This window comes from Streptomyces sp. NPDC018026 (genome assembly GCF_044327745.1).
In the GTDB taxonomy this organism is placed as follows: Bacteria; Actinomycetota; Actinomycetes; order Streptomycetales; family Streptomycetaceae; genus Streptomyces; species Streptomyces rubrogriseus.
On the sequence record NZ_JBIRFY010000016.1, the window covers coordinates 23,485 to 47,485 of the forward strand.

22 protein-coding genes are annotated in these 24,001 nt (G+C 71.3%); 16 read left to right on the forward strand and 6 right to left on the reverse strand.

The features are described from left to right. The first annotated feature begins 12 nt into the window (after positions 1 to 12). Both xseA and ACH4D3_RS34615 read left to right on the forward strand, forming a co-directional pair. Positions 13 to 1,221, forward strand: coding sequence for an exodeoxyribonuclease VII large subunit (gene xseA / locus ACH4D3_RS34610; RefSeq protein ID WP_398330672.1), 1,209 nt, complete (start codon positions 13 to 15; stop codon positions 1,219 to 1,221). Between the two features lie 9 nt (positions 1,222 to 1,230). Then, positions 1,231 to 1,500: an exodeoxyribonuclease VII small subunit gene (locus tag ACH4D3_RS34615; RefSeq protein WP_398330675.1), complete on the forward strand. Its 270-nt coding sequence runs from the start codon at positions 1,231 to 1,233 to the stop codon at positions 1,498 to 1,500. Here the strand turns inward: ACH4D3_RS34615 and ACH4D3_RS34620 are convergent. Next, positions 1,497 to 1,730, reverse strand: coding sequence for a DUF4287 domain-containing protein (locus ACH4D3_RS34620; RefSeq protein WP_398330678.1), 234 nt, complete (start codon positions 1,728 to 1,730; stop codon positions 1,497 to 1,499). The two genes, ACH4D3_RS34615 and ACH4D3_RS34620, sit on opposite strands and share 4 nt — an antisense overlap. Before the next feature lie 378 nt (positions 1,731 to 2,108). Between ACH4D3_RS34620 and ACH4D3_RS34625 the strand changes: the two genes are divergently transcribed. Continuing rightward, the gene (locus ACH4D3_RS34625; RefSeq protein WP_398330681.1) at positions 2,109 to 2,699 is read left to right on the forward strand and encodes a malonic semialdehyde reductase; all 591 of its coding nucleotides are present in this window, start codon (positions 2,109 to 2,111) and stop codon (positions 2,697 to 2,699) included. Positions 2,700 to 2,797: 98 nt separating this feature from the next. Here ACH4D3_RS34625 and ACH4D3_RS34630 read toward each other — a convergent pair whose 3' ends face one another. Then, positions 2,798 to 3,322 carry a DUF4245 domain-containing protein gene (locus ACH4D3_RS34630; protein WP_398331035.1) on the reverse strand — a complete coding sequence of 175 codons (525 nt, stop codon included), beginning with the start codon at positions 3,320 to 3,322 and terminating at the stop codon, positions 2,798 to 2,800. Positions 3,323 to 3,457: 135 nt separating this feature from the next. Here ACH4D3_RS34630 and glpX point away from each other — a divergent pair, with 135 nt between their 5' ends. After that, a complete protein-coding gene (gene glpX / locus ACH4D3_RS34635; protein WP_087807460.1) occupies positions 3,458 to 4,489 on the forward strand; it encodes a class II fructose-bisphosphatase in 1,032 nt (343 codons plus the stop codon). Positions 4,490 to 4,685: 196 nt separating this feature from the next. Here the strand turns inward: glpX and ACH4D3_RS34640 are convergent, their stop codons facing one another. Both ACH4D3_RS34640 and ACH4D3_RS34645 read right to left on the reverse strand, forming a co-directional pair. After that, the gene (locus tag ACH4D3_RS34640; RefSeq protein WP_109033218.1) at positions 4,686 to 5,063 is read right to left on the reverse strand and encodes a WhiB family transcriptional regulator; all 378 of its coding nucleotides are present in this window, start codon (positions 5,061 to 5,063) and stop codon (positions 4,686 to 4,688) included. A gap of 105 nt (positions 5,064 to 5,168) precedes the next feature. Further along, complete coding sequence (locus ACH4D3_RS34645; RefSeq protein WP_398330684.1) at positions 5,169 to 5,852, reverse strand: DUF1707 domain-containing protein; 684 nt, start codon at positions 5,850 to 5,852, stop codon at positions 5,169 to 5,171. Positions 5,853 to 6,043: 191 nt separating this feature from the next. On the opposite strand from ACH4D3_RS34645, the gene ACH4D3_RS34650 reads away from it, so the two are divergent. The 5 genes from ACH4D3_RS34650 (at position 6,044) to ACH4D3_RS34670 (ending at position 14,047) form a co-directional block, all read left to right on the forward strand. After that, positions 6,044 to 7,720, forward strand: coding sequence for a fumarate hydratase (locus ACH4D3_RS34650; protein ID WP_398330687.1), 1,677 nt, complete (start codon positions 6,044 to 6,046; stop codon positions 7,718 to 7,720). 205 nt (positions 7,721 to 7,925) lie between these two features. After that, on the forward strand, positions 7,926 to 9,380 hold the full coding sequence (locus tag ACH4D3_RS34655; RefSeq protein ID WP_398330690.1) for a M28 family peptidase: 1,455 nt from the start codon (positions 7,926 to 7,928) through the stop codon (positions 9,378 to 9,380). Between the two features lie 91 nt (positions 9,381 to 9,471). Next, entirely contained in the window at positions 9,472 to 10,857 is a 1,386-nt protein-coding gene (locus tag ACH4D3_RS34660) for a class II fumarate hydratase (RefSeq protein WP_398330693.1), read from the forward strand. Between the two features lie 88 nt (positions 10,858 to 10,945). Continuing rightward, positions 10,946 to 11,656: a DUF402 domain-containing protein gene (locus tag ACH4D3_RS34665; protein WP_398330696.1), complete on the forward strand. Its 711-nt coding sequence runs from the start codon at positions 10,946 to 10,948 to the stop codon at positions 11,654 to 11,656. A 282-nt stretch (positions 11,657 to 11,938) separates the two neighbouring features. Continuing rightward, positions 11,939 to 14,047 carry a SpoIIE family protein phosphatase gene (locus tag ACH4D3_RS34670; protein ID WP_398330699.1) on the forward strand — a complete coding sequence of 703 codons (2,109 nt, stop codon included), beginning with the start codon at positions 11,939 to 11,941 and terminating at the stop codon, positions 14,045 to 14,047. A gap of 96 nt (positions 14,048 to 14,143) precedes the next feature. Here ACH4D3_RS34670 and ACH4D3_RS34675 read toward each other — a convergent pair whose 3' ends face one another. Beyond that, positions 14,144 to 16,480 (reverse strand): transglycosylase domain-containing protein, encoded by a 2,337-nt coding sequence (locus ACH4D3_RS34675; protein ID WP_398330702.1) that lies wholly within the window; start codon positions 16,478 to 16,480, stop codon positions 14,144 to 14,146. 248 nt (positions 16,481 to 16,728) lie between these two features. Here ACH4D3_RS34675 and ACH4D3_RS34680 point away from each other — a divergent pair, with 248 nt between their 5' ends. From ACH4D3_RS34680 to ACH4D3_RS34700, 5 genes are all read left to right on the forward strand, one after another. After that, positions 16,729 to 17,667, forward strand: a complete 939-nt coding sequence (locus ACH4D3_RS34680; RefSeq protein WP_398330705.1) for an SPFH domain-containing protein — start codon at positions 16,729 to 16,731, stop codon at positions 17,665 to 17,667. Next, entirely contained in the window at positions 17,613 to 17,981 is a 369-nt protein-coding gene (locus ACH4D3_RS34685) for a hypothetical protein (protein WP_398331038.1), read from the forward strand. The genes ACH4D3_RS34680 and ACH4D3_RS34685 overlap by 55 nt, the downstream gene beginning before the upstream one ends. A 183-nt stretch (positions 17,982 to 18,164) precedes the next feature. Beyond that, positions 18,165 to 18,689 (forward strand): PadR family transcriptional regulator, encoded by a 525-nt coding sequence (locus tag ACH4D3_RS34690; protein ID WP_003973941.1) that lies wholly within the window; start codon positions 18,165 to 18,167, stop codon positions 18,687 to 18,689. Next, a complete protein-coding gene (locus tag ACH4D3_RS34695; RefSeq protein WP_398330708.1) occupies positions 18,686 to 19,375 on the forward strand; it encodes an ABC transporter ATP-binding protein in 690 nt (229 codons plus the stop codon). Before ACH4D3_RS34690 ends, ACH4D3_RS34695 begins: the two co-directional genes overlap by 4 nt. Then, complete coding sequence (locus ACH4D3_RS34700; RefSeq protein ID WP_398330711.1) at positions 19,372 to 21,714, forward strand: ABC transporter permease; 2,343 nt, start codon at positions 19,372 to 19,374, stop codon at positions 21,712 to 21,714. Before ACH4D3_RS34695 ends, ACH4D3_RS34700 begins: the two co-directional genes overlap by 4 nt. Positions 21,715 to 21,741: 27 nt before the next feature. On the opposite strand, the gene ACH4D3_RS34705 is transcribed toward ACH4D3_RS34700, so the two are convergent. Next, positions 21,742 to 22,680 (reverse strand): LysR substrate-binding domain-containing protein, encoded by a 939-nt coding sequence (locus ACH4D3_RS34705; protein ID WP_398330714.1) that lies wholly within the window; start codon positions 22,678 to 22,680, stop codon positions 21,742 to 21,744. A 137-nt stretch (positions 22,681 to 22,817) separates the two neighbouring features. Here ACH4D3_RS34705 and ACH4D3_RS34710 point away from each other — a divergent pair, with 137 nt between their 5' ends. Together ACH4D3_RS34710 and ACH4D3_RS34715 are read left to right on the forward strand one after the other, a co-directional pair. Further along, on the forward strand, positions 22,818 to 23,372 hold the full coding sequence (locus ACH4D3_RS34710; protein ID WP_003973945.1) for a peroxiredoxin: 555 nt from the start codon (positions 22,818 to 22,820) through the stop codon (positions 23,370 to 23,372). Between the two features lie 6 nt (positions 23,373 to 23,378). Beyond that, entirely contained in the window at positions 23,379 to 23,915 is a 537-nt protein-coding gene (locus ACH4D3_RS34715; protein ID WP_398330717.1) for an alkyl hydroperoxide reductase, read from the forward strand. The last annotated feature ends 86 nt before the right edge of the window (positions 23,916 to 24,001 follow it).

Sequence of the window (24,001 nt, forward strand, 5' to 3'; positions counted from 1 at the left end):
ACGCTCGGGCGCATGGCTGCCAACTCGACCCCCGAAAGTCCGCTGCCCGTGGGCGAGGTGTCCCGGCTGATCGGGGGCTGGATCGACCGGCTCGGCGCGGTCTGGGTCGAGGGGCAGATCACGCAGTTGTCGCGGCGGCCGGGCGCCGGTGTGGTGTTCCTGACGCTGCGCGACCCGTCGTACGACATCTCCGTGAGCGTGACCTGCTACCGGCAGGTGTTCGACGCCGTGGCGGACGTGGTCGGCGAGGGCGCGCGAGTGGTCGTGCACGCGAAGCCGGAGTGGTACGCGCCGCGGGGGCAGCTGTCGCTGCGGGCCGCCGAGATCAAGCCGGTGGGCGTCGGTGAGCTGCTGGCGCGGCTGGAGCAGCTGAAGAAGGCACTCGCGCGCGAGGGGCTGTTCGCGGTGGAGCGGAAGCGGCCGCTGCCGTTCCTGCCGCAGCTGATCGGACTGGTGTGCGGGCGGGCGTCCGCGGCCGAGCGGGACGTCCTGGAGAACGCCCGGCACCGCTGGCCCGCCGTCCGCTTCGAGGTGCGCAACGTCCCGGTGCAGGGCGTGCACGCGGTGCCGCAGGTGGTGCAGGCGGTGAAGGAGCTGGACGCGCGGGACGACGTGGACGTGATCGTCGTCGCGCGGGGCGGCGGCAGCGTGGAGGACCTGCTGCCGTTCTCCGACGAGCAGCTGGTGCGGGCGGTCGCCGCCTGCCGTACGCCGGTCGTCTCGGCGATCGGCCACGAGCCGGACAGCCCGCTGCTCGACCTGGTGGCCGACCTGCGCGCCTCCACGCCGACCGACGCCGCGAAGAAGGTCGTGCCGGACGTCGGCGAGGAGTACGAGCGGGTACGGCTGCTGCGGGACCGCGCCCGGCGGTGTGTGGCGGCGTTCGTCGACCGCGAGGAGCGTGGGCTGGCCCACGCGCTGGCCCGGCCGTCGATACAGGATCCGCACCGGATGATCGAGGAGCGGGCCGAGCAGGTGACGGCGCTGCTCGACCGGGGCCGCCGTTCGCTGCGGCACCATCTCGACCGGGCCGACTCCGAGCTGACGCACACGCACGCGCGCGTGGTGGCCCTCTCCCCCGCCGCCACTCTCAAGCGCGGGTACGCGGTGCTCCAGCGGGCCGACGGCCACGCGGTCCGCGACCCCGGCGAGGTGGAGCCCGGCGAGACGCTGCGGGCACGGGTGTCCGAGGGCGATTTCTCCGTACGAGTCGACGCATAGGGTGGGTGGATGACCAGCGAGGTGGAGCAGCCGACGGCGATGTCCGAGGCGCTCGGGTACGAGCAGGCGCGGGACGAGCTGATCGAGGTCGTCCGGCGGCTGGAGGCCGGCGGTACGACGCTGGAGGAGTCCCTCGCCCTGTGGGAGCGGGGCGAGGAGTTGGCGAAGGTGTGCCGCCGTCGGCTGGACGGCGCGCGGGCCCGCCTGGACGCGGCGCTGGCCGAGGAGGCGGACCCGGAGGACGGAGCCTCCGACGAGGACGGCGGCGGGGCGGGCTAGGCCCCCTGGGCCGGACCGGCCTTCGCCGGGTCCTCGGCCAGGGTGTGTGCGACGAGGGCGTTGGCGTGCCCGTGGCCGAGGCCGTGCTCGGTCTTGAGCCAGGCGACGAGTTCCATGTGCTTGGTGAGCGGCGAGGACCGGATGAGGTCCTTCCACTCCGCGACCGGGCGGCCGTACTTCTTCTCGATGGACGGGAAGTACGAGGCCGGGCCCTTCACGGTGGCGGTCATGTCGATGCGCTCCCTGTGGACGAGGTGCGGGGTACGGGTCACGAGTGGTGATGTGCCCTTGGGACCGCGGCCGGTGCGGGAAATGATCGGCGACCGCATGTGATGCGCGTCACCCGACCTTCAGCCGCCAATGCGCCGGGGCGGAACAGCGGCCGGTCACTGTCCCCGGGCGATGGCGGCGCACGTGGGGCCGGCGGCGAGCGAGTGGCCCAGCCCGCGCAGCAGGAGGGCTCTCACTCTCAGACGGAGGTGTGAAGCGGATCACCGCAATCCCCTTTTGGTTGAAGCTTGAACTTCTTTGGCGTACTGTCGTGTGCGTCAACGGCCCCCGGTCCCCACACCGCGCGGAGCCGACGCACCCCCGCAGAAAGATCACGCATGTCTCTCGTTCTTGACCCCGCCGCCCAGGACCTGCTGTTCCGCGAGGCCCGCACGGCGAACACCTTCACCGACGAGCCGGTGACCGACGAGCAGGTGCAGGCGATCTACGACCTGGTCAAGTACGGCCCGACCGCCTTCAACCAGTCGCCGCTGCGCATCACGCTGGTCCGCTCCCCCGAGGCCCGCGAGCGCCTGGTGGCCCACATGGCCGAGGGCAACCAGCCCAAGACGGCCACCGCCCCGCTGGTCGCGATCCTGGCCGCGGACAACGAGTTCCACGAGGAGCTGCCGCACCTCTTCCCGCACTTCCCCGCCGCGAAGGACGCCTTCTTCAGCGAGCGTCCGGTCCGCGAGGGCGCGGCCACCCTGAACGCCGCCCTCCAGGCCGCGTACTTCATCGTCGGCGTCCGCGCCGCGGGTCTGGCCGCCGGACCGATGACCGGCCTCGACTTCGAGGGCGTGCGCAAGGAGTTCCTGGACGACGACCACACCCCGCTGATGGTCGTGAATATCGGCCGCCCGGGTCCGGACGCCTGGTTCCCGCGCTCCCCGCGGCTGGCCTACGACCAGGTCGTCACCACGGTCTGAGTCGCGCGGCACCGCACACCACGACGAAGCCCCCGGCAACTCGCCGGGGGCTTCGTCGTGGTGTGCGGGCCGAACCGGGCCGCGCGCCCGGTGGCCGGTCAGGCCAGCTTCAGGGCCGCCGCCATCTTGCCCAGCTGCTCGAACGATCCGGTGCCGGCCACGACCGTCGTCGCGCCCTTCATGTCGCCGGTGCCGTCCAGCACCAGCGCGTCGTACCGGCCGCCCGTGTACCGCGTCCAGGTCCGGCCGCCGATCTCCTCGGTCCGCTCGGTCGCCTGCCCGCCCTGGCTGGCGTCGTGGATGAACGTGGACGGCTTCTTCGTGGACTGCTCGACCGCCACGTACTCGCCGTCCGGGGCCCGGAACCCCAGGTGCCAGGCGTCGGAGTCGTCACCGCGGAAGCGGACGGAGGTCGGCTTCCAGTCCTCGGACAGCCCCTCGGGCGCCGCCACCGGGTACGACGCGGCGCGCTGCGCGGTCAGCAGCTCGACCCGGTAGTCGACCCGCTTGACGTCCGGTTCGCCGTCGTCGTGCGGGATGAAGATCCAGATCACGCCCGCCGCCAGGACGATGACCCCGAGGGACAGAATCATGTCCCGGGCCGACTTCTGCTTGCCTTTCATACCTGCCACGCCCCCTATCGTCGCAGGTGCCCGCTCCGCTCATACGTGGGGTCCCCTGCTCATTTTGTCGGACTGACGATAGAGTCGTGGCCATACCCTCATCCGGCCGTCGTCGTATCAGAAAGGTGCGTTCCGATGACCGAGCATCATCTCCCGTCCGAGCTGGACGTCCCCTCGGAGGCCCCCGACCGCAACCTCGCCATGGAACTCGTGCGGGTCACCGAGGCCGCGGCGATGGCCGCGGGCCGCTGGGTCGGGCGCGGTGACAAGAACGGCGCCGACGGTGCCGCGGTACGCGCCATGCGGACCCTCGTCCACACCGTCTCGATGAACGGCGTCGTCGTCATCGGCGAGGGCGAGAAGGACGAGGCCCCGATGCTCTTCAACGGGGAGCGGGTCGGCGACGGCACCGGCGCCGAGGTCGACATCGCCGTCGACCCGATCGACGGCACCACGCTGACCGCCAACGGCATGACCAACGCGATCGCGGTGCTGGCCGCGGCCGAGCGCGGCTCGATGTTCGACCCGTCCGCGGTCTTCTACATGGACAAGCTGGTCACGGGCCCCGAGGCCGCCGACTTCGTCGACATCAACGCGCCCGTCGCCGTGAACATCCGCCGGATCGCCAAGGCCAAGCGGCGCACGCCCGAGGACGTCACCGTCGTCATCCTCGACCGGCCTCGGCACCAGGGCCTCATCAAGGAGGTCCGGGAGACCGGCGCCCGGATCAAGCTGATCTCCGACGGCGATGTGGCCGGCTCGATCCTGGCCCTGCGCGAGGGCACCGGCATCGACCTGCTGCTCGGCATCGGCGGCACGCCGGAGGGCATCATCTCGGCCTGCGCCGTGAAGTGCCTGGGCGGCACCATCCAGGGCAAGTTGTGGCCCAAGGACGACGAGGAGCGGCAGCGCGCGGTCGACGCCGGGCACGACCTGGACCGGGTGCTGACCACCGACGACCTGGTCTCCGGGGACAACGTCTTCTTCGTCGCGACCGGCATCACCGACGGCGAGCTGCTGCGCGGGGTGCGGTACCGCTCGGAGACGGCGACGACCGACTCGATCGTGATGCGGTCCAAGTCGGGGACGGTGCGGCGGATCGACTCCGAGCACCGGCTGAGCAAGCTGCGGGCGTACAGCGCGGTGGACTTCGACCGGGCGAAGTGACTCCGTCGTCGGGGGGCGCCTGCTGAAGCGGGGGTGCCTGGTGTGTGGCGGCTGCGGCGCCGTCGTGGCTGGTCGCGCCCGCGCGGCTGAGCCGCAGATCGGACACAGCCCCGCGCCCCCTTCGGGTCGGCTGCGGACCCCGGCGTTGAAAGGGCACCCTCTGTGCGGAGAGGGTGCCCTTTCGCGTGGCTGGGTGCTAGCCGGCCGCGGCTATGCGGCCCGTCGTGCGGGCGGCGTTCTTGAGTTCCACGTCGCGGCGGCGGCGTCGGGCCAGGACCACGCGGCGCTCGGCGGCGGTGAGGCCGCCCCAGACGCCGTAGGGCTCGGGCTGCAGGAGGGCGTGCTCGCGGCACTCGACCATGACCGGACAGCGCGCGCAGACGCGCTTGGCGGCCTCTTCGCGGGAGAGCCGGGCGGCGGTCGGTTCCTTGGAGGGGGCGAAGAACAGTCCGGCCTCGTCGCGCCGGCACACCGCCTCGGTGTGCCAGGGAGCGTCTTGGTCCCTGTCCCGCACGGGCCCCCGCTGGGCCGGAACGGCAGCTACCTGCAGGGACGAATGCGGCGGTTGCAGCACGGGTCTACTCCTGACGACGGCTTCGCTAGCGAGAGACGATGCGTCAAGGCTTACCCGTTGTACGCGCGCCTATGCACAGGGTCCCCAACCGCTGCCGGTGCCGTCCTACACGTGCTTGCGCAAACCCTTCTCGACGCGTCGGTGCACCCGGTCGAGGATGTCGGCGACGACCTTGCCGCGCTTGGGGCGGGCCTCCACGCTGCCCAGTACGGCCCAGCCGTCTATGTAGATCACGGGGGCCTCGGCCTCGCTGGAGTCGAGGGTGTGGACCTCGAAGCTGCCGAGCACGCTGCCGCCCGCGCCGCGCACCGACACGTTCTCCGGGACGCGCACCTCGACGCTGCCGAAGACGGAGAACGCCTTGATGACGACCTGCTGGTACTCGAAGACCGCCTCGCTGAGGTCGATCTCGACGCTGCCGAAGACCGCGTAGGCGTGGATGCGGCGGTTCGCCCGCCAGCGGCCCTTGCGGACGGCGCTGCTGAAGACCGCCACCACGTTCTCGTCGGGCTCCGCCGGGATGGCGCCGGCGGTGGGGCGGTGGGGGGCCGGGGCGGTGGTCTCCCGGCCTCGGTGGGCGGCGGGCAGGTCCCGCACGAAGACGTCCAGCTCGCCCACGGTCTTGGCGGCCAGCACTCCCTCGACGCGCTCGGCGTGCTCGTCGGCGGTGAGCCGTCCCTCGGCGAGGGCCTCGCGCAGCATGTCGGCGACGCGGTCGCGGTCGGCGTCCGAGGCGCGCAGCTCGGCGGTGCGCGGGGCGGCTTCGGGGGCGTACTTCTGAAGGTCCACGGCAGTAGCGTACCGAAACGCGATAGATCGCGACTACCCCTGTGGACAACCTTGTCGCGGACCCGAGGTCGCCAACTGAGTCTTACCTCACCCGCTCGGCGTCGCGGGCAGGTTTTACGCTGGTTGGCGCTGCCAATGGAGGCCAGCCGTCGTTGCTGAGGAATCCAGCCGCGCGTGATGTCGAGTGAGGAATGGGCGAGATGCCTGAGTTCGCGTACACCGATCTGCTCCCCCAGGGCGAGGACACCACTCCGTACCGGCTGGTGACCGCCGAGGGTGTCGCCACCTTCGAGGCCGACGGGCGGACCTTCCTCAAGGTGGAGCCGGAGGCGCTGCGCAAGCTGGCCGAGGAGGCCATCCACGACATCCAGCACTACCTGCGCCCGGCGCACCTGGCGCAGCTGCGCCGCATCATCGACGACCCGGAGGCGTCCGGCAACGACAAGTTCGTCGCCCTGGACCTGCTGAAGAACGCGAACATCGCGGCGGCGGGCGTGCTGCCGATGTGCCAGGACACCGGCACGGCGATCGTCATGGGCAAGCGCGGCCAGAACGTGCTCACGGCGGGCGGCGACGAGGAGGCCCTGAGCCGGGGCATCTACGACGCCTACAAGAACCTGAACCTGCGCTATTCACAGATGGCGCCGCTCACCATGTGGGAGGAGAAGAACACCGGCTCCAACCTCCCCGCCCAGATCGAGCTGTACGCGACCGACGGCGGCGCCTACAAGTTCCTGTTCATGGCGAAGGGTGGCGGCTCGGCCAACAAGTCCTTCCTCTACCAGGAGACGAAGGCCGTCCTGAACGAGTCCTCCATGATGAAGTTCCTGGAGGAGAAGATCCGCTCGCTGGGCACGGCCGCCTGCCCGCCGTACCACCTGGCGATCGTGGTCGGCGGCACGTCGGCCGAGTACGCGCTGAAGACCGCCAAGTACGCCTCCGCGCACTACCTGGACGAGATCCCGGCCGAGGGCTCGGCGCTCGGGCACGGCTTCCGGGACCAGGAGCTGGAGGAGAAGGTCTTCGAGCTGACGCAGAAGATCGGCATCGGCGCGCAGTTCGGCGGCAAGTACTTCTGCCACGACGTGCGCGTGGTGCGGCTGCCCCGGCACGGGGCGTCCTGCCCGGTCGCCATCGCGGTGTCCTGCTCGGCCGACCGGCAGGCCGTCGCGAAGATCACCGCGGAGGGCGTCTTCCTGGAGCAGCTGGAGACCGACCCGGCCCGCTTCCTGCCGGAGACGACGGACGAGCATCTCGAAGCCGACGGGGACGTCGTCAAGGTCGACCTCAACCAGCCCATGGACGCCATCCTCGCCGAGCTGACCAGGCACCCGGTCAAGACCCGGCTGTCGCTGACCGGTCCGCTGGTCGTGGCCCGCGACATCGCGCACGCCAAGATCAAGGAGCGGCTGGACGCGGGCGAGGAGATGCCGCAGTACCTGAAGGACCACCCGGTGTACTACGCGGGTCCGGCCAAGACGCCGGAGGGGTACGCCTCCGGGTCCTTCGGTCCGACCACCGCCGGGCGCATGGACTCCTACGTGGAGCAGTTCCAGGCGGCGGGCGGCTCGAAGGTGATGCTGGCCAAGGGCAACCGGAGCAAGCAGGTCACCGACGCGTGCGACGCGCACGGCGGCTTCTACCTGGGCTCGATCGGCGGTCCGGCGGCGCGGCTCGCCCAGGACTGCATCAAGAAGGTCGAGGTCGTCGAGTACGAGGAGCTCGGCATGGAGGCGGTCTGGAAGATCGAGGTCGAGGACTTCCCAGCGTTCATCGTGGTGGACGACAAGGGCAACGACTTCTTCCAGGACCCGGCGCCCGCGCCGACGTTCACGACGATTCCGGTACGCGGGCCGGGACTGGCGTAACCCTCGTCCCCTCGTCCCCTCGTCCCCTCGTCCCCTCGGCAGCAGGCCGGTCCGGCTACGTCCGGACCGGCCTTTCCCGTCTCCCCGCCGTCCGGATATCGAACGGACGGTTCTTCTTTCGGACAACCTGCCCTCCCGGACGTCCGTTCCGTTGACTGTCCCGGCTTCCACTGTGAGTCTTTCGCCGCTCCGACATGTACACGCCATGCGTGCATGCCGTGCGTGGCCACCCCTCAGCCACTTCTGGAGGACCAAGGTGAAACGAAGATTCGCCGTGGCGAGCCTGTCCCTCGCCGTCGTGCTCGGCCTCGGCACACTCCCCGCCGTCGCCGCGGACTCCGCGCCCACCGCCCAGTCGCCCGACGTCGACGTGACGAAGGTGACGGCGCACCTGACCGAGCTGCACTCCATAGCCGGACGCAACGGCGGCAACCGCCGCTCGACCGGCCAGGGGTACCGCGACTCCGTCGCCTACGTGAAGGGCAAGCTGCAGGCGGCCGGTTACACCGTCACCGAGCAGCCGTGCACCTCGGGTTGCAGCAGCGGCGCCGGCCCCAACCTGATCGCCGAGTGGCCGCACGGCGACGCGGGCAACGTGTACATGTTCGGCGCCCACCTGGACAGCGTCTCGGCGGGCCCCGGAATGAACGACAACGGCTCGGGCTCGGCGGCCCTCCTGGAGAACGCCCTGACCCTGGCGGAGCAGAACCCCACGATGAAGGGCCGGGTCCGCTTCGCCTGGTGGACCGACGAGGAACAGGGCCTCAACGGCTCCGACTTCTACGTCCGCTCCCTCTCCTCGGCGCAGCGGTCCGCCATCACGGCGTACTACAACTTCGACATGGTCGCCTCCACCAACGGCGGCTACTTCGTCAACCACGTCACCTCGGCCGCCGCCGCGCCGATGAAGGCGTACTGGGACTCGCTGGGCCTGCAGCCCGAGGAGAACACCGAGGGTGCCGGGCGCAGCGACGACTACTCCTTCGAGCAGTACGGCATCCCGACCTCCGGCTACGCGATGGGCGCCGGGGCCCGCAAGACCTCCGCGCAGGCCGCCAAGTGGGGCGGCACCGCCGGGTCCTCGTACGACCCGTGCTACCACCGGTCGTGCGACGACCTCGGCAACATCAACACCACCGGCCTGGACCGCGCGTCGGACGGCATCGCGTACACCATCTGGCAGCGCGCCGTGGACACCGGCGGCGACGGCGGCGGCTGCGACACCGACCCCGTCGCCAACGGCGGTTTCGAGAGCGGCAGCTCGCCGTGGACCGGGGACACCGGCACCATCGGCGCCCACTCGGGCCAGTCGGCGCACACCGGGACCCGCTTCGCGTGGCTCGCCGGTTACGGTTCCACGCACACCGAGTCGGTCGGCCAGACGGTGACCGTGCCGGCCGGATGCACCCGGCTGACGTACTGGCTGCACATCGACACCGACGAGTCGGGCGCGACGGCGTACGACACCTTCACGGTGAAGGCCGACGGCACCACGCTCGCCACCCTGTCCAACGCGGACGCCCGCGACGGCTATGTGCAGCGCACGGTCGACCTCGGCGCCCACGCCGGCCGGCAGGTGGCCCTGAGCTTCACCGGCAGCGAGGACGGCAGCCTGCAGACCGGCTTCGTCCTGGACGACGTGAGCCTACTGGCAGGCTGACCCGCCGGGCGGGTGCCGGACCACCGCGTGAGACGGCACCCGTTCGGCCCGGCCCCGGAACATCCGCGCCGCCCCGCACGCTGTACCCGGTATGAGCGAATACCGCATCGAGCACGACTCCATGGGCGAGGTCCGCGTCCCCGCGGACGCCAAGTGGCGCGCCCAGACGCAGCGCGCCGTCGAGAACTTCCCCGTCTCCGGGCAGCGCATCGAGCGCGCGCACATCGAGGCGCTCGCGCGGATCAAGGGCGCGGCGGCGAAGGTCAACGCCGAGCTGGGAGTGCTCGACGAGGACCTCGCCCGAGCGATCCAGGAGGCGGCCGGTGAGGTGGCCGAGGGGAAGTGGGACGAGCACTTCCCCGTCGACGTGTTCCAGACCGGGTCCGGGACCTCGTCCAACATGAACACCAACGAGGTCGTCGCCACCCTGGCGAGTGAACGGCTCGGCCGCGACGTGCATCCCAACGACCACGTCAACGCCTCCCAGTCGTCCAACGACGTCTTCCCGTCCTCGATCCACATCGCCGCCACCGCCGCCGTCACCCGGGACCTGGTCCCGGCCCTCGACCATCTCGCCGGCGCCCTGGAGCGCAAGGCCGCGGAGTTCGCCGACGTGGTGAAGTCCGGGCGTACGCACCTCATGGACGCCACGCCCGTCACCCTGGGGCAGGAGTTCGGCGGCTACGCGGCCCAGGTGCGGTACGGCATCGAGCGGCTTCGGGCCTCGCTCCCCCGGCTCGCCGAGCTGCCGCTGGGCGGCACCGCGGTCGGCACCGGCATCAACACCCCGCCCGGCTTCTCCGCCGCCGTCATCGAGGAGGTGGTCCGCGCGACGGGGCTGCCGCTGACCGAGGCGCGCGACCACTTCGAGGCGCAGGGCGCCCGGGACGGCATCGTCGAGACCAGCGGGCAGCTGCGGACCATCGGCGTCGGACTGACGAAGATCGCCAACGACCTGCGCTGGATGGCGTCCGGGCCGCGCACCGGGCTCGCGGAGATCTCGCTGCCCGACCTCCAGCCCGGGTCGTCCATCATGCCCGGCAAGGTCAATCCGGTGATCCCCGAGGCGGTCCTCATGGTCGCCGCCCAGGTCACGGGCAACGACGCGACGGTCGCCGCGGCGGGCGCGGCCGGCAACTTCGAGCTGAACGTGATGCTGCCGGTCATCGCCAAGAACGTGCTGGAGTCGGTGCGGCTGCTCGCCAACGTCTCCCGGCTGCTCGCCGACCGCACCGTGGACGGGATCGTGGCGCATCCCGAGCGGGCCCGCGAGTACGCCGAGTCCTCGCCCTCCGTGGTGACGCCGCTCAACAAGTACATCGGGTACGAGGAGGCCGCCAAGGTCGCCAAGAAGGCGCTGGCCGAGCGGAAGACGATCCGCCAGGTGGTGCTGGAGGGCGGGTACGTGGAACGCGGCGACCTCACGAAGGAGCAGCTGGACGAGGCCCTGGACGTGCTGCGGATGACCCGCCCGTGAGGGGTGCGGACGATCACGGGGGCGTACGCCGGCACCCGCTCTCGCGATCTTCGGCGCGCCGATTGGCCATGGCACCTAATATCTCTCCATGACAGACGGAGAAGCGGTGAGCGCGACGGCGGGGCCGGGAGCGGAGGGCCCGCCGGGCCCGGTGGAACGCTGGGCGCCCGGCAGCCACATCCTGTGGCGGTACCGGGAGAACGGCGGCCCGCACATCCACATCGCGCGCCCCGTCACCGTCGTACGGGACGACTCCGACCTGCTCGCCGTGTGGCTGGCTCCCGGCACCGAGTGTGTGAAGCCGGTCCTGGCCGACGGCACGCCCGTGCACCTGGAACCACTGGCCACGCGCTACACCAAGCCGCGCGCCGTGCAGCGCGACCGGTGGTTCGGCACGGGGGTGCTGAAGCTGGCGCGGCCCGGCGAGGCCTGGTCGGTGTGGCTGTTCTGGGACCCGGGCTGGCGGTTCAAGAACTGGTACGTGAACCTGGAACGGCCGCTGACCCGTTGGGAGGGCGGGGTCGACTCCGAGGACCATTTCCTGGACATCTCCGTCCACCCGGACCGCACCTGGCACTGGCGCGACGAGGACGAGTTCGCGCAGGCCCTGCGGGACGGCCTGATGGACCCCGCGTCGGCCGAGCGGGTGCGCCGGGCGGGACGGGCCGCGGTGGCCGGGATCCGCGCCTGGGGGTCACCGTTCGCCGACGGCTGGGAGCACTGGCGGCCCGATCCGGCGTGGCCGGTACCGTCGCTGCCGGGGGACTGGGATCGCACGCCCGCGCACGTCTCCTCATGAGACCCTTGATGTGCCCCCCGGCAAGAAACGTAGGATCGTCCTCCGCAATGAGCGCGGCAGCGGCAACCGGCGGAGCGTGCGCTGTGCTTGACCGATCGTCACCGAGGGGCGGCAGGACGTGAGCGAGGGGTACGAGGGCAACACGCAGACGGGCCGCGGACGGCCCGCCGGTGACACAGGAACAGCCTCTGACCACGCGGGAACCCCGTTCCTTGGGCACGGATTGCGGGTATCGGGATTTCTGCGGGACGAACTGCACGCGCCGCGCGCAGTCCCGGACGGATGGATTCGACACGCGTGACGGAGCACCCGACCTCCTTCGACCGCCCCTCGACGGGCGCCGACCCCACGGATCCCCGCGGGGCGCTCCTGCCTGCCCCCGTGCCGCCGCGCACCTCCGGGTCCGCGTTACCGGCTCAGGGGCGCACCGGGCAGACGCCGCCCACCGCGGGCGCGGACTCCCCGGGGGCCTTCGAGCACTCCCAGCCGGGCGCCGGGCAGGCGGCCGAGCCCGACACGCACCGCCCGCGGCCCGGGTCCGACGGCGTCCCCGCCCAGCCGGACGGCGGGCAACCGGACGGCGCGCAGCCGGGCGGTGAGCCGTCCGGCGCGACGCCGGGTGTCGCGCCGCCGGAGCCGGACCGGCGTACCGGGCAGCCCACCGCGCCCGGACAGCCCACGCCCATGCGGCGGGACGGGGACCGGCTGCGCTTCGTGGGCGCCGCGACCCGGCGGATCGCCCGGGGCATGGACCTGGACGAGATCGTGATGGGGCTGTGCCGGGCCACCGTGCCCACCTTCGCGGACGCCATCCTGGTCTATCTGCGCGAGCCGCTGCCGGTCGGCGACGAGCGGCCCACCGGCCCCCTGGTGCTGCGGCTGCGGCGCACCGACCGCATACCGGCCGAGCGGGACACCGAGGGCGGCTTCGCACCCGCGGCCCAGCCGGAGCCCTCCGAGCTGGAGACGGTCGGCGCCGAGCTGTGCGAGGTACGGCCGGGCAGCGCGCTGGCCGAGGTGCTGCGCGGGGTGCGCCCGGTCTTCACGGACACCCCGGCCGCCCGCGCCGCACTGCCCGAACTGCTGGGCGAGGAACGCGACTTCGCCCTGCCCGACGGCCGCAGGGCGATCCTCGCGCCGCTGCGCGGCCGACGCCGGGTGATCGGCGCCGCGCTGTTCCTGCGCGGTCCGGAGCGCATCCCCTTCGAGGCCGACGACCTGCTGGTGGCCGCCCAGCTCGCCACGCACAGCGCGCTGGGCATCGACAAGGCGGTGCTGTACGGGCGGGAGGCGTACATCGCCGACGAGCTGCAGCGCACGATGCTCCCGGAGAACCTCCCGCGCTGCACCGGCGTACGGCTGGCCTCCCGCTACCTCCCGGCCGCCGAGACCGCCCGGGTGGGCGGCGACTGGTACGACGCCATCCCGCTGCCGGGCAGCCGGGTCGCGCTGGTCGTCGGGGACGTGATGGGCCACTCCATGACGTCGGCGGCCATCATGGGCCAGCTGCGGACCACGGCGCAGACCCTGGCCGGGCTCGACCTGCCGCCGCAGGAGGTGCTGCACCACCTGGACGAGCAGGCGCAGCGGCTGGGCACCGACCGGATGGCCACCTGCCTGTACGCGGTGTACGACCCGGTCTCGCACCGGATCACCGTCGCCAACGCCGGCCACCCGCCGCCCGTGCTGCTGCACCTGGGCGGTCACGCCGAGGTGCTGCGGGTGCCGGCCGGTGCCCCGATCGGGGTGGGCGGCGTGGACTTCGAGGCCGTGGAGCTGGACGCCCCGGCCGGCGCCACCCTGCTGCTCTACACCGACGGGCTGGTCGAGTCCCGGCTGCGGGACGTGTGGACCGGCATAGAGCAGCTGCGGGAGCGCCTGGCGGCGACCGCGCAGCTGACCGGGCCGGACCATCCGCCGCCCCTGGAAGCCCTGTGCGACGAGGTGCTGGACATGCTCGGCCCGGGTGACCGGGACGACGACATCGCGCTGCTCGCCGCCCGCTTCGACGGCATCGCGCCCAGCGACGTGGCGTACTGGTTCCTGGAGCCCGAGGACGCGGCCCCCGGCAAGGCCCGGCGCCTGGCCCGGCGGGCGCTCGCCCGCTGGGGCATGGAGGACCTCACGGACGCCGTGGAACTGCTCGTCAGCGAGGTGGTGACCAACGCGGTGCGGTACGCCTCCAAGCCGGTCACCCTGCGGCTGCTGCGCACGGACGTGCTGCGCTGCGAGGTCGGCGACGACGTGCCGCAGCTGCCCCGGCTGCGGCAGGCGCGGGCGACCGACGAGGGCGGTCGCGGGCTGTACCTGGTGAACCGGCTGGCCCGGCGCTGGGGCGCGACGCGGCTGAGCACCGGCAAGGTGGTGTGGTTCGAGCTGAACCGCGGCTGAACCACGGCCGGTTACCGGCTGGGGAGCGGCGTCGCGCGAAGGGGCGCCCGGTGAGCACCGGGCGCCCCTTCGCGCGTGTCCGCGACCGCCGACGGTCTACTGTCCCCAGTCCCCGCCGGGGAACTCCGGGTCCCCCGGCTCGGTGGACCCGCCGCCGTCCGGCGGTGGTTCGGTGGACGGGCTGTTCGACGGCGACTGCGTCGGCGACTCCGGCGGTTCCTCCGTCGTCGGTTCGTTGGACGGCGGCGCCTCGGTCGTCGGGTCGTTGGACGGCGGCGGCGCCTCGGTCGTCTCCTCCTGGGTCGGCGACTGGGTCGGCGACTCGGGAGCCGTCGGCGACTTGCTCGGCCGCACCGCGGCGCCCTGCTTGGTCTCCAGGTCGAACTCGGTGACCTCGTCCATGACGCCGAAGGTGTACGCGGCCCAGATCTCCGCCGGCGGGCCACCGCCGTTGACGCGGTAGTCGACCCCGGCCGCCTCGTACATCGGGACCTGCTTGTGCGGCGGCTTGTCGTCCTCGCCGAACAGTCCGACGGAGGTGACGAGGCCGGGGGTGAAGCCGGTGAACCAGGCGGACTTGTTGTTGTCGGACGTACCGGTCTTGCCGGCCACCTTCTGGCCGTCGCGCAGCGGGTTCTCCCGGACGGAGGTCTTGGCCGTACCGTCGTTGACCACGCCGGTGAGCACCGAGGTCACCGTGTCGGCGGCCTCCCGGCTGATGATCTCCTCGCCGATGGGGTCGGGCATCTCGATCGTGCGGTCCTTGTGCTCGACCGACTTCACGATCGCCGGGGTGACCTTCTTGCCGTGGTTGTCGAAGGTGGCGTAGACGCCTGCCATCTCCAGCGGGCTGGCGCCCATACTGCCCAGGGTCTGCGCGGGCACGGCCTGCTCGCCCTCGGTGTCCATGCCGAGGTCGGCGGCGACCTTCATCACCTCGGGCATGCCGACGTCGATGCCCATCTGCGCGAAGACGGAGTTGACGGACTTGTTCATCGCCTCCTGGACGTCGATCTCGCCGTAGTCCCGGTCGTCCTCGTTGGGCGGTGCGAAGCCGACCTCGTTGTCGCCGTCCATCACGGGGCGCTCGCTGTCGCCGTCGTAGAGGGTGTTGGCCGTGATCGGCACGCCGTCCTGGGTCTCGGCGTCGTGGTCCACGGCGGCGGCGAGGATGACCGGCTTGAAGGTGGAGGCGGGCTGGTAGTCGTCGCGGGTGGCGTTGTTGGTGTAGTGCTTCAGGTAGTTCACGCCGCCGTACATCGCCACCACGGAGCCCGTCTTCGGGTCGACGGAGACGGCTCCGGCCTGGACGTCGGCGTCGACCTTGCGCTTGTCGGGGTCCAGCTTGCTGGTGAGCTGCTTCTTGACCGCATCCTCCAGCGCGGCCTGCTTCTTCTTGTCGATGTTGAGGGTGACGGTGTAGCCGCCGAGGTCCACCAGGGCCTTGGCCTGCTCCATGTCCTCGGCAGCGCCCTGGGCGACCAGCTGCTTCTTGAGCGCGTAGTCGGCCGCGTCCACCAGATAGCCGACCTGGCCCTCCTTGCCCGCGGCGGCCTTGGGCTCCTTGGGCTCCGGGAACTTCATGCCCTGGCGGTCGCCCGCGCCCAGCCACTTCTGCTCGACCATGTTGTCCAGGACGTAGTTCCAGCGCTGCTGGACGAGCTTCTTGCCGGTCTCGCTGGCGATCGCCCAGTCGTACTGGTTCGGCGCCTGGAGCAGCGCGGAGAGGTACGCGCCCTGTTCGACCGTCAGGTCCTCGGCGTCGACGCGGTAGTAGGCCTGGGCGGCGGCCTGGATGCCGTAGGCGCCCCGGCCGTAGTAGCTGGTGTTGATGTAGCCGGCGAGGATGTAGTCCTTGGACTTCTCCCGGTCCAGCTTGAGGGAGATGACCAGTTCCTTCAGCTTGCGCGAGACCGTCTGTTCCTGGGTCAGGTAGTAGTTCTTGACGTACTGCTGGGTGATCGTCGAACCGCCCTGCGCGCCCTTGCCGGAGAGGGTGTTGAGCACGCCGCGCGCGGTGCCCTTGAGGTCGACGCCGGCGTCGTTGTAGAAGGTCTTGTTCTCGGCGGCGACGAAGGTCTGCTGGACGTCCTTGGGGATCTTGGCGAGGTCGACGATCTCGCGGTTGCGGTCCCCGGTGCGGGCCATGACGCTGCCGTCGCTGTACTTGTAGACGTTGCTCTGCAGCTCGGCCTCGGGGTTGCCCTCGGGGATGTCGATCATCATGTACAGCACGATGAAGGCGCCCATGCAGAGCAGGCAGAAGCCGAAGAACGCGCCGAGGATCTTCTTCCAGGTGAACAGCCGGCGTATCCGGCTCTTTCCGCCCGAGGCACTGCCCGCGGCACCGCCCGCACCCGACGAACGGCGGCGTTTCGGCGCCGCGCGGCGTCCACCGCGCTGTCGCGCTTTTCTCTCTTCCGCTCGTCCCATGGGTCCGATCCGCTCCGCTTCGGTCATCTGTGGGCACGCCTCGCTCACGCGTCACACAGGTTCGTCGCTCAGGTCAGCTCAGAAAGCTAACACCGGGAGATGTGACAAACGGCAACCGATCCAGCCTTGTACGGACGTGAGAATCAGCACCCGTTCCACAGGAACCGACGTACGAGAGGGGTGCAGGGTTGTCATTTGCGAGTAAAGTGATATCAGTTAGTAAGCAAAGAGAGAACGGGGGACCACCCATGTCCACGCACGATGCCCCACAGGTCACCGCGGATGTGCCCGAGATGCCGGCGCCGCGGGTGCGCGAGAACCAGGCGCACAGCATCGGCGGCGGTTTCGCGCTGCTGCTCGGTCTGGTCGGGCTGCTGGTCGGCGCCGGTCTGATCGCGGGCGCCACGGCGGTCGGCTCGACCGGCGGCAAGGCCGTGCTGATCATCGGCGGCATCCTGATCGCCCTGGCCGCCTTCCTCGCGATGTGCGGCCTGAACATGGTGGCGCCGGGCGAGGCCCGCGTGGTGCAGCTCTTCGGGCGGTACCGGGGCACCATCCGCCAGGACGGCCTGCGCTGGGTCAACCCCTTCACCTCCCGCACCAAGATCTCGACGCGGGTGCGCAACCACGAGACGGCGGTCCTGAAGGTCAACGACGCCTACGGCAACCCGATCGAGCTGGCGGCGGTCGTGGTGTGGCGGGTGGAGGACACCGCGCAGGCCACCTTCGAGGTGGACGACTACGTCGAGTTCGTCTCCACCCAGACCGAGGCGGCCGTGCGGCACATCGCCATCGAGTACCCCTACGACGCCCACGACGAGGACGGCCTCTCGCTGCGCGGCAACGCCGAGGAGATCACCGAGAAGCTCGCCGTCGAACTGCACGCGCGCGTGGAGGCGGCCGGCGTACAGATCATCGAGTCCCGCTTCACGCACCTCGCGTACGCGCCGGAGATCGCCTCGGCGATGCTCCAGCGGCAGCAGGCCGGTGCGGTGGTCGCCGCGCGGCGGCAGATCGTGGACGGCGCGGTCGGCATGGTCGAGGCCGCGCTCGCCCGGATCAGCGAGCAGGACATCGTGGAACTGGACGACGAGCGCAAGGCGGCGATGGTGTCCAACCTGATGGTCGTGCTCTGCGGGGACCGCGCCGCCCAGCCGGTCCTGAACACGGGGACGCTCTACCAGTGACGAACCCGCCCGAGGGTTCCGCGCCCGAGGATTCCGCGCAGGATTCCGCGCAGGGTTCCGCGCCGTCCGAGGGCCCGGCCCCGAAGCGTCGGCCGCAGCAGCGCAAGCAGGTGCTGCTGCGCCTGGACCCACAGGTCTACGAGGCGCTGGCCCGCTGGGCGGGCGACGAGCTGCGCTCGGCCAACGCCCAGATCGAGTTCCTGCTCCGCAGGGCGCTGGCCGAGGCCGGCCGGCTGCCCGGCGGCACCGGACCGATACCGCGCCGCGGCCGCCCGCCCAGGGGCGGCGGTCCGGGGGCCGCGCCACCCCCGTGAGCGACCTTCACCCGCCGCGCCTACGCCACCGGGCCAAGGCGCGGCCTCCGTCGTAGCGGAACCGTGACAATCGGCCCCCACCTGCGGCGCCGCACCCTGGCCGATCCCGGACCGCACCCGCCGCCACGATCTCTGCACTGTGCGTATACATGGTGCGTATACACCGTGTGTAGAGTGCTCCGCATGTCCATCGGTCACACCCTCCTGGGGCTCCTGGAGTCCGGGCCGCGCCACGGTTACGACCTCAAGCGCGCCTTCGACGAGAAGTTCGGTCACGACCGGCCGCTGCACTACGGCCAGGTCTATTCGACGATGTCCCGCCTGCTCAAGAACGGCCTCGTCGTGGTCGACGGCATCGAGGCGGGCGGCGGTCCCGAGCGCAAGCGGTACGCGATCACCGACGAGGGGATCACCGACGTACAGCGGTGGCTCGCCACCCCGGAGAAGCCCGAGCCGTACCTCCAGTCGACGCTGTACACCAAGGTCGTCCTCGCGCTGCTCACCCACCGCGACGCCGCCGACATCCTCGACACCCAGCGTTCGGAGCACCTGCGCAGCATGCGCATCCTCACCGACCGCAAGCGCAAGGGCGATCTCGCGGACCAGCTGATCTGCGACCACGCCCTCTTCCACCTCGAGGCCGACCTGCGCTGGCTGGAACTGACCGCCGCGCGCCTCGACAAGCTCCGTGAGGCGGTAACCCGATGACTCCCCCCGCAGGCTCCCTCCTCTCGGCGGACCAGCTCCGCAAGGCCTACGGCCCCACCCTCGCCCTCGACGGCGCCGAGTTCTCCATCCACCCCGGCGAGGTCGTCGCCGTCATGGGCCCCTCCGGGTCCGGCAAGTCGACGCTGCTGCACTGCCTCGCCGGCATCGTGCCGCCCGACTCGGGGACGATCACGTACAACGGGCGCGAGCTGTCCGCGATGTCCGACGCCCAGCGCAGTGCGCTGCGCCGCTCCGACTTCGGGTTCGTGTTCCAGTTCGGCCAGCTGGTGCCGGAGCTGACCTGTGTCGAGAACGTCGCCCTTCCGCTGCGCCTGAACGGCACCTCCCGCAAGGAGGCCGAGCGGGCCGCGCTGAGCTGGATGGAGCGGCTGGAGGTCGACGACCTCAAAAAGAAGCGGCCCGGCGAGGTCTCCGGCGGCCAGGGGCAGCGGGTCGCGGTGGCCCGCTCGCTGGTCACCAACCCGCGGGTGCTCTTCGCGGACGAGCCGACCGGCGCGCTGGACTCCCTCAACGGGGAGCGCGTGATGGAGCTGCTCACGGACGCCGCCCGCTCCACCAACGCCGCGGTCGTGCTGGTCACGCACGAGGCACGGGTGGCCGCCTACTCCGACCGCGAGATCGTCGTACGCGACGGCAAGTCCCGGGACATGGAGCGGGTCGTATGAACGTGCGCCAGTGGGCCGCCGACCTGATGCTGGGCGTCCGCTTCGCCTTCACCGGCGGCCGCGAGGGCTGGACCCGGGCCGTGCTGACGGCCGTCGGCGTCGGTCTCGGCGTGGCGCTGCTGCTGCTGACGACGGCGATCCCGAACGCCCTCAGCGTGCGGCACGAACGGGAGGCAGCACGCTCCGACATCACCTTCGCCTCCGACCCGATGCCGAAGGCGAACGACACACTCGTGCTCGCCAGGGTCGACGACTACTTCCGCGACGACGACGTCCGGGGCCGGGCCCTGGAGCCCGAGGGGCCGCGGGCACCGCTGCCGCCGGGGGTGGAGAAGTTCCCGGCGGTGGGCGAGATGGTGGTCTCCCCCGCGCTGAAGGAGCTGCTGGAGTCGGACTCCGGCGCGCTGCTGCGCGAGCGGCTGCCGGACCGGATCGTCGGCACGATCGCGGAGGACGGGCTGATCGGCTCGGCCGAACTCGCCTACTACCGCGGCGCGGAGGGGCTGGCGGAGCAGATCACCCCGGGCCGGATCGAGCGCATCGACCGGTTCGGCGACCCGGATCCCGGGGAGGAGCGGTCCGACCCGGTGCTGATCCTGCTGATCCTCGTCGTCTTCGTGGTGCTGCTGATGCCGGTCGCGGTGTTCATCGCCGCCGCCGTGCGGTTCGGCGGAGAGCGGCGGGACCGGCGGCTCGCGGCGCTGCGTCTGGTCGGCTCCGACAGCCGCATGACCCGGCGCATCGCCGCCGGTGAGGCGATGGCCGGCGCGGCGCTCGGGCTGGTCTTCGGTGCCGGGTTCTTCATGGTCGGACGGCAGCTCGCGGGCAGTGCCGAGGTGTTCCGCATCAGCGTGTTCCCCAGCTATCTCAACCCCTCGCCGCTGCTGGCCCTGCTGGTCGCGGTGGCGGTGCCCGCGGCGGCGGTGCTGGTGACGCTGTTCGCGCTGCGCGGGGTCGTCATCGAACCGCTCGGCGTGGTGCGCGCGGGCCGTCCGGCCCGGCGCCGGCTGTGGTGGCGGCTGCTGCTGCCGCTGGCCGGACTGGCGATGCTCTACCCAATGATCGGCAAGGGCCGGGAGAACGGCGACTTCAACCAGTACCTGGTGACCGGCGGCGTCGTCCTGCTCCTGGTCGGCGTGACCGCGCTCCTGCCGTGGATCGTGGAGAGCGTCGTCGCCAGGCTCGGCTCCGGCGGCGTGGCCTGGCAGCTGGCCGTGCGCAGGCTGCAGCTGAGCAGCGGGACGGCGGCCCGGATGGTCAACGGCATCGCGGTGGCCGTCGCCGGGGCGATCGCGCTGCAAATGCTGTTCGCCGGTGTGGACGACGACTACACCAAGTCCACCGGGCAGGACGTGTCGCGGGCGCAGATGGAGGCACAGCTGTCGAGCGGGGTCCCGATGGCCCCGGCGGCCGAGAAGTTCCGCGACACCAAGGGCGTGCAGGCGGTCTACGCCTTCTCCGAGGGCTACCTGGGCGACCGCGCCCGGGACCCGGAGCACGGCACGATGATCACCGTGGGCGACTGCGCGTCGCTGCGGGAGGTCTCCGAGCTGCCCTCGTGCACGGACGGGGACGTGTTCGCCGTTCACGGTGCCGAGTGGGACACCGGGGAGGACATGTCGAAGCTGGCCGCACCCGGCCGGAAGCTGTATTCGGACCCGACCTACGAGGGCGGCCCGACCAGGGAGGCGGTCCCCTGGACGGTGCCGCAGGGCATCAAGACGGCGAAGGCGCGTCCGGGGCTGGTCGCCGGAACCGACCGGGGCGGCTTCCTGATCACGCCGGGGGCGCTGCCGGACGCGCTCGGGCCGACGCTGGACGGGCACGCCTACCTCAAGGTGGACGAGTCGGTGTCGGACGTGCAGGACCTCGTGCGGAACACCTCGGCGGCCGTCGATCCCCTGGCGGACACCGTGACCTGGGCGGCGACCGAGCGGACCGACCGGTTCGACGCCATCCGCACCGGCCTGTTCGTGGGGGCGGCGTGTGTGCTGGCGCTGATCGGCGCCAGTCTGCTGGTCTCGCAGCTGGAGCAGCTGCGCGAGCGCAAGAAGCTGCTGTCGGCCCTGGTCGCCTTCGGCACCCGGCGCCGCACGCTCAGCCTCTCGGTGCTCTGGCAGACGGCGATTCCCATCGTGCTCGGTCTGCTGCTCGCCACGGTGGTGGGTCTGACCCTGGGCACGGTGCTGCTGAAGATGACTAGCACCCCGGTCGGCGTCGACTGGACCGGCGTCCTGGCCATGACCGGCATCGGCGCCGCGGTGGTCCTGGTGGTGACGCTGTGCAGTCTGCCGCCGCTGCTGCGGCTGATGCGGCCGGAGGGGCTGCGCACGGAGTAGGCCCCGCAGGTGCACGGCTGGGGTCCCTCAGTCGTGCACCGTCCGCACCGGCAGGTCCGCCATCGCCTCGCGCAGGGCCGCGGCCAGTTCGCCGTACTCCGCCGAGCGGGCCGCGCCGGTGCGCATGGCGAGGGCGATACGGCGGGTGGGGGCCGGGTCGCTGAAGGACGCGGTGAGGAGCCGGCTGGAGCGGGAGGTCTCCACCCGGACGGCGGTGCGCGGCAGCAGCGTCACCCCGAGGCCGCCCGCCACCAGCTGCACCAGCGTCGACAGGCCGGCGGCCGTGGTCGTCGCCGGGACGCCCGCGCGGCCCGCCTCCCGGCAGATGTCGAGCGCCTGGTCGCGCAGGCAGTGCCCCTCGTCGAGCAGCAGCAGCTTCAACTCGCGCAGCACCGAGCGCTCCAGGCCCTCCCGGCCGCCGAGCCGGTGGTCGAGCGGCGTGACCAGGACGAAGTCCTCGTCGAAGAGCGGGAGTTCGGCGACGCCGGGGACACCGAGGGGCACCGCGAGCAGCAGCAGGTCGAGCCGCCCGGTCGTCAGGCCCTCCAGGAGACTCGCCGTCTGCTCCTCGTGGACCTGGAGGTCGAGGTCGGGGTAGCGCTCGTGGACGAGGCGCAGCACCGTCGGCAGCAGGTACGGCGCCACGGTCGGGATGACGCCGAGCCGCAGCGCGCCGGTGAAGGGTGCCCGCACCGCCTCCGCCTCCTCGATGAGCGCGCCGACCTCCGCCAGCACCGCCTTGGCCCGTACCGCGAGCCGTTCACCGGCCGGGGAGAGCAGCACCTTGCGCGTCGTACGCTCCAGGAGGGTGACACCCAGTGCCTCCTCCAGGGCGGAAACGGCGCCCGAGAGCGCCGGCTGGCTCATGCCGATCGCGGCGGCGGCGTCGCGGAAATGCAGGTGCTCGGCGACCGCTTCGAAAGCCCGCAGCTGAGCGAGGCTGGGCTGCCTCTTCTTACTGGACACTAATAGCTACCTCCGATCAACTCGACCGAGTGTAGCTATTTCACTAATCAATGCACCCTGTGCCAACATCACTAACGTCCAACCCATGGGAAACGCTCGCAAAATGGGCGTTTCTTCGCTGCGCTTTTGGAGAGCACGTGCTCACTGTCGGTGACAAGTTCCCCGAGTTCGACCTGACCGCCTGTGTCTCGCTGGAGAAGGGCAAGGAGTTCCAGCAGATCAACCACAAGACCTACGAGGGTCAGTGGAAGGTCGTCTTCGCCTGGCCCAAGGACTTCACCTTCGTGTGCCCGACCGAGATCGCCGCCTTCGGCAAGCTGAACGACGAGTTCGCCGACCGTGACGCCCAGATCCTCGGCTTCTCCGGCGACTCCGAGTTCGTGCACCACGCCTGGCGCAAGGACCACCCGGACCTGACCGACCTGCCCTTCCCGATGCTGGCCGACTCGAAGCACGAGCTCATGCGTGACCTCGGCATCGAGGGCGAGGACGGCTTCGCGCAGCGCGCGGTCTTCATCGTGGACCAGAACAACGAGATCCAGTTCACGATGGTCACCGCCGGCTCCGTCGGCCGTAACCCCAAGGAGGTCCTGCGGGTCCTCGACGCCCTGCAGACCGACGAGCTCTGCCCGTGCAACTGGAGCAAGGGCGACGAGACCCTGGACCCGGTCGCGCTGCTCTCGGGGGAGTGATCTGACATGTCCCTCGACTCCCTGAAGTCCGCCGTCCCGGACTACGCCAAGGACCTGAAGCTCAACCTGGGTTCGGTCATCGGCAACTCCGGCCTCCCGGCGCAGCAGCTGTGGGGCACCGTGCTGGCGACCGCCATCGCCTCGCGCTCCCCCATCGTGCTGCGCGAGCTGGAGCCGGAGGCGAAGGCCAACCTCACGCCCGAGGCGTACAAGGCCGCCAAGTCGGCGGCCGCCGTGATGGCGATGAACAACGTCTTCTACCGCACCCGGCACCTGCTGTCGGACCACGAGTACGGCACCCTGCGCGCCGGTCTGCGGATGAACGTCATCGGCAACCCGGGCGTCGACAAGGTCGACTTCGAGCTGTGGTCCTTCGCGGTGTCCGCCGTCAACGGCTGCGGCATGTGCCTGGACTCGCACGAGCAGGTGCTCCGCAAGGCCGGTGTGGACCGCGAGACGGTCCAGGAGGCGTTCAAGATCGCCGCCGTGGTCGAGGCCGTCGGCGTCACGCTGGACGCCGAGGCGGTCCTCGCCGCCGAGTAGTCCCGCGGAGCAGTCCCGCACGGGATGCGTCCCGGTGCGGTACGCACGGCACGGGCCCCGCTCACCGAGAGGTGGGCGGGGCCCGT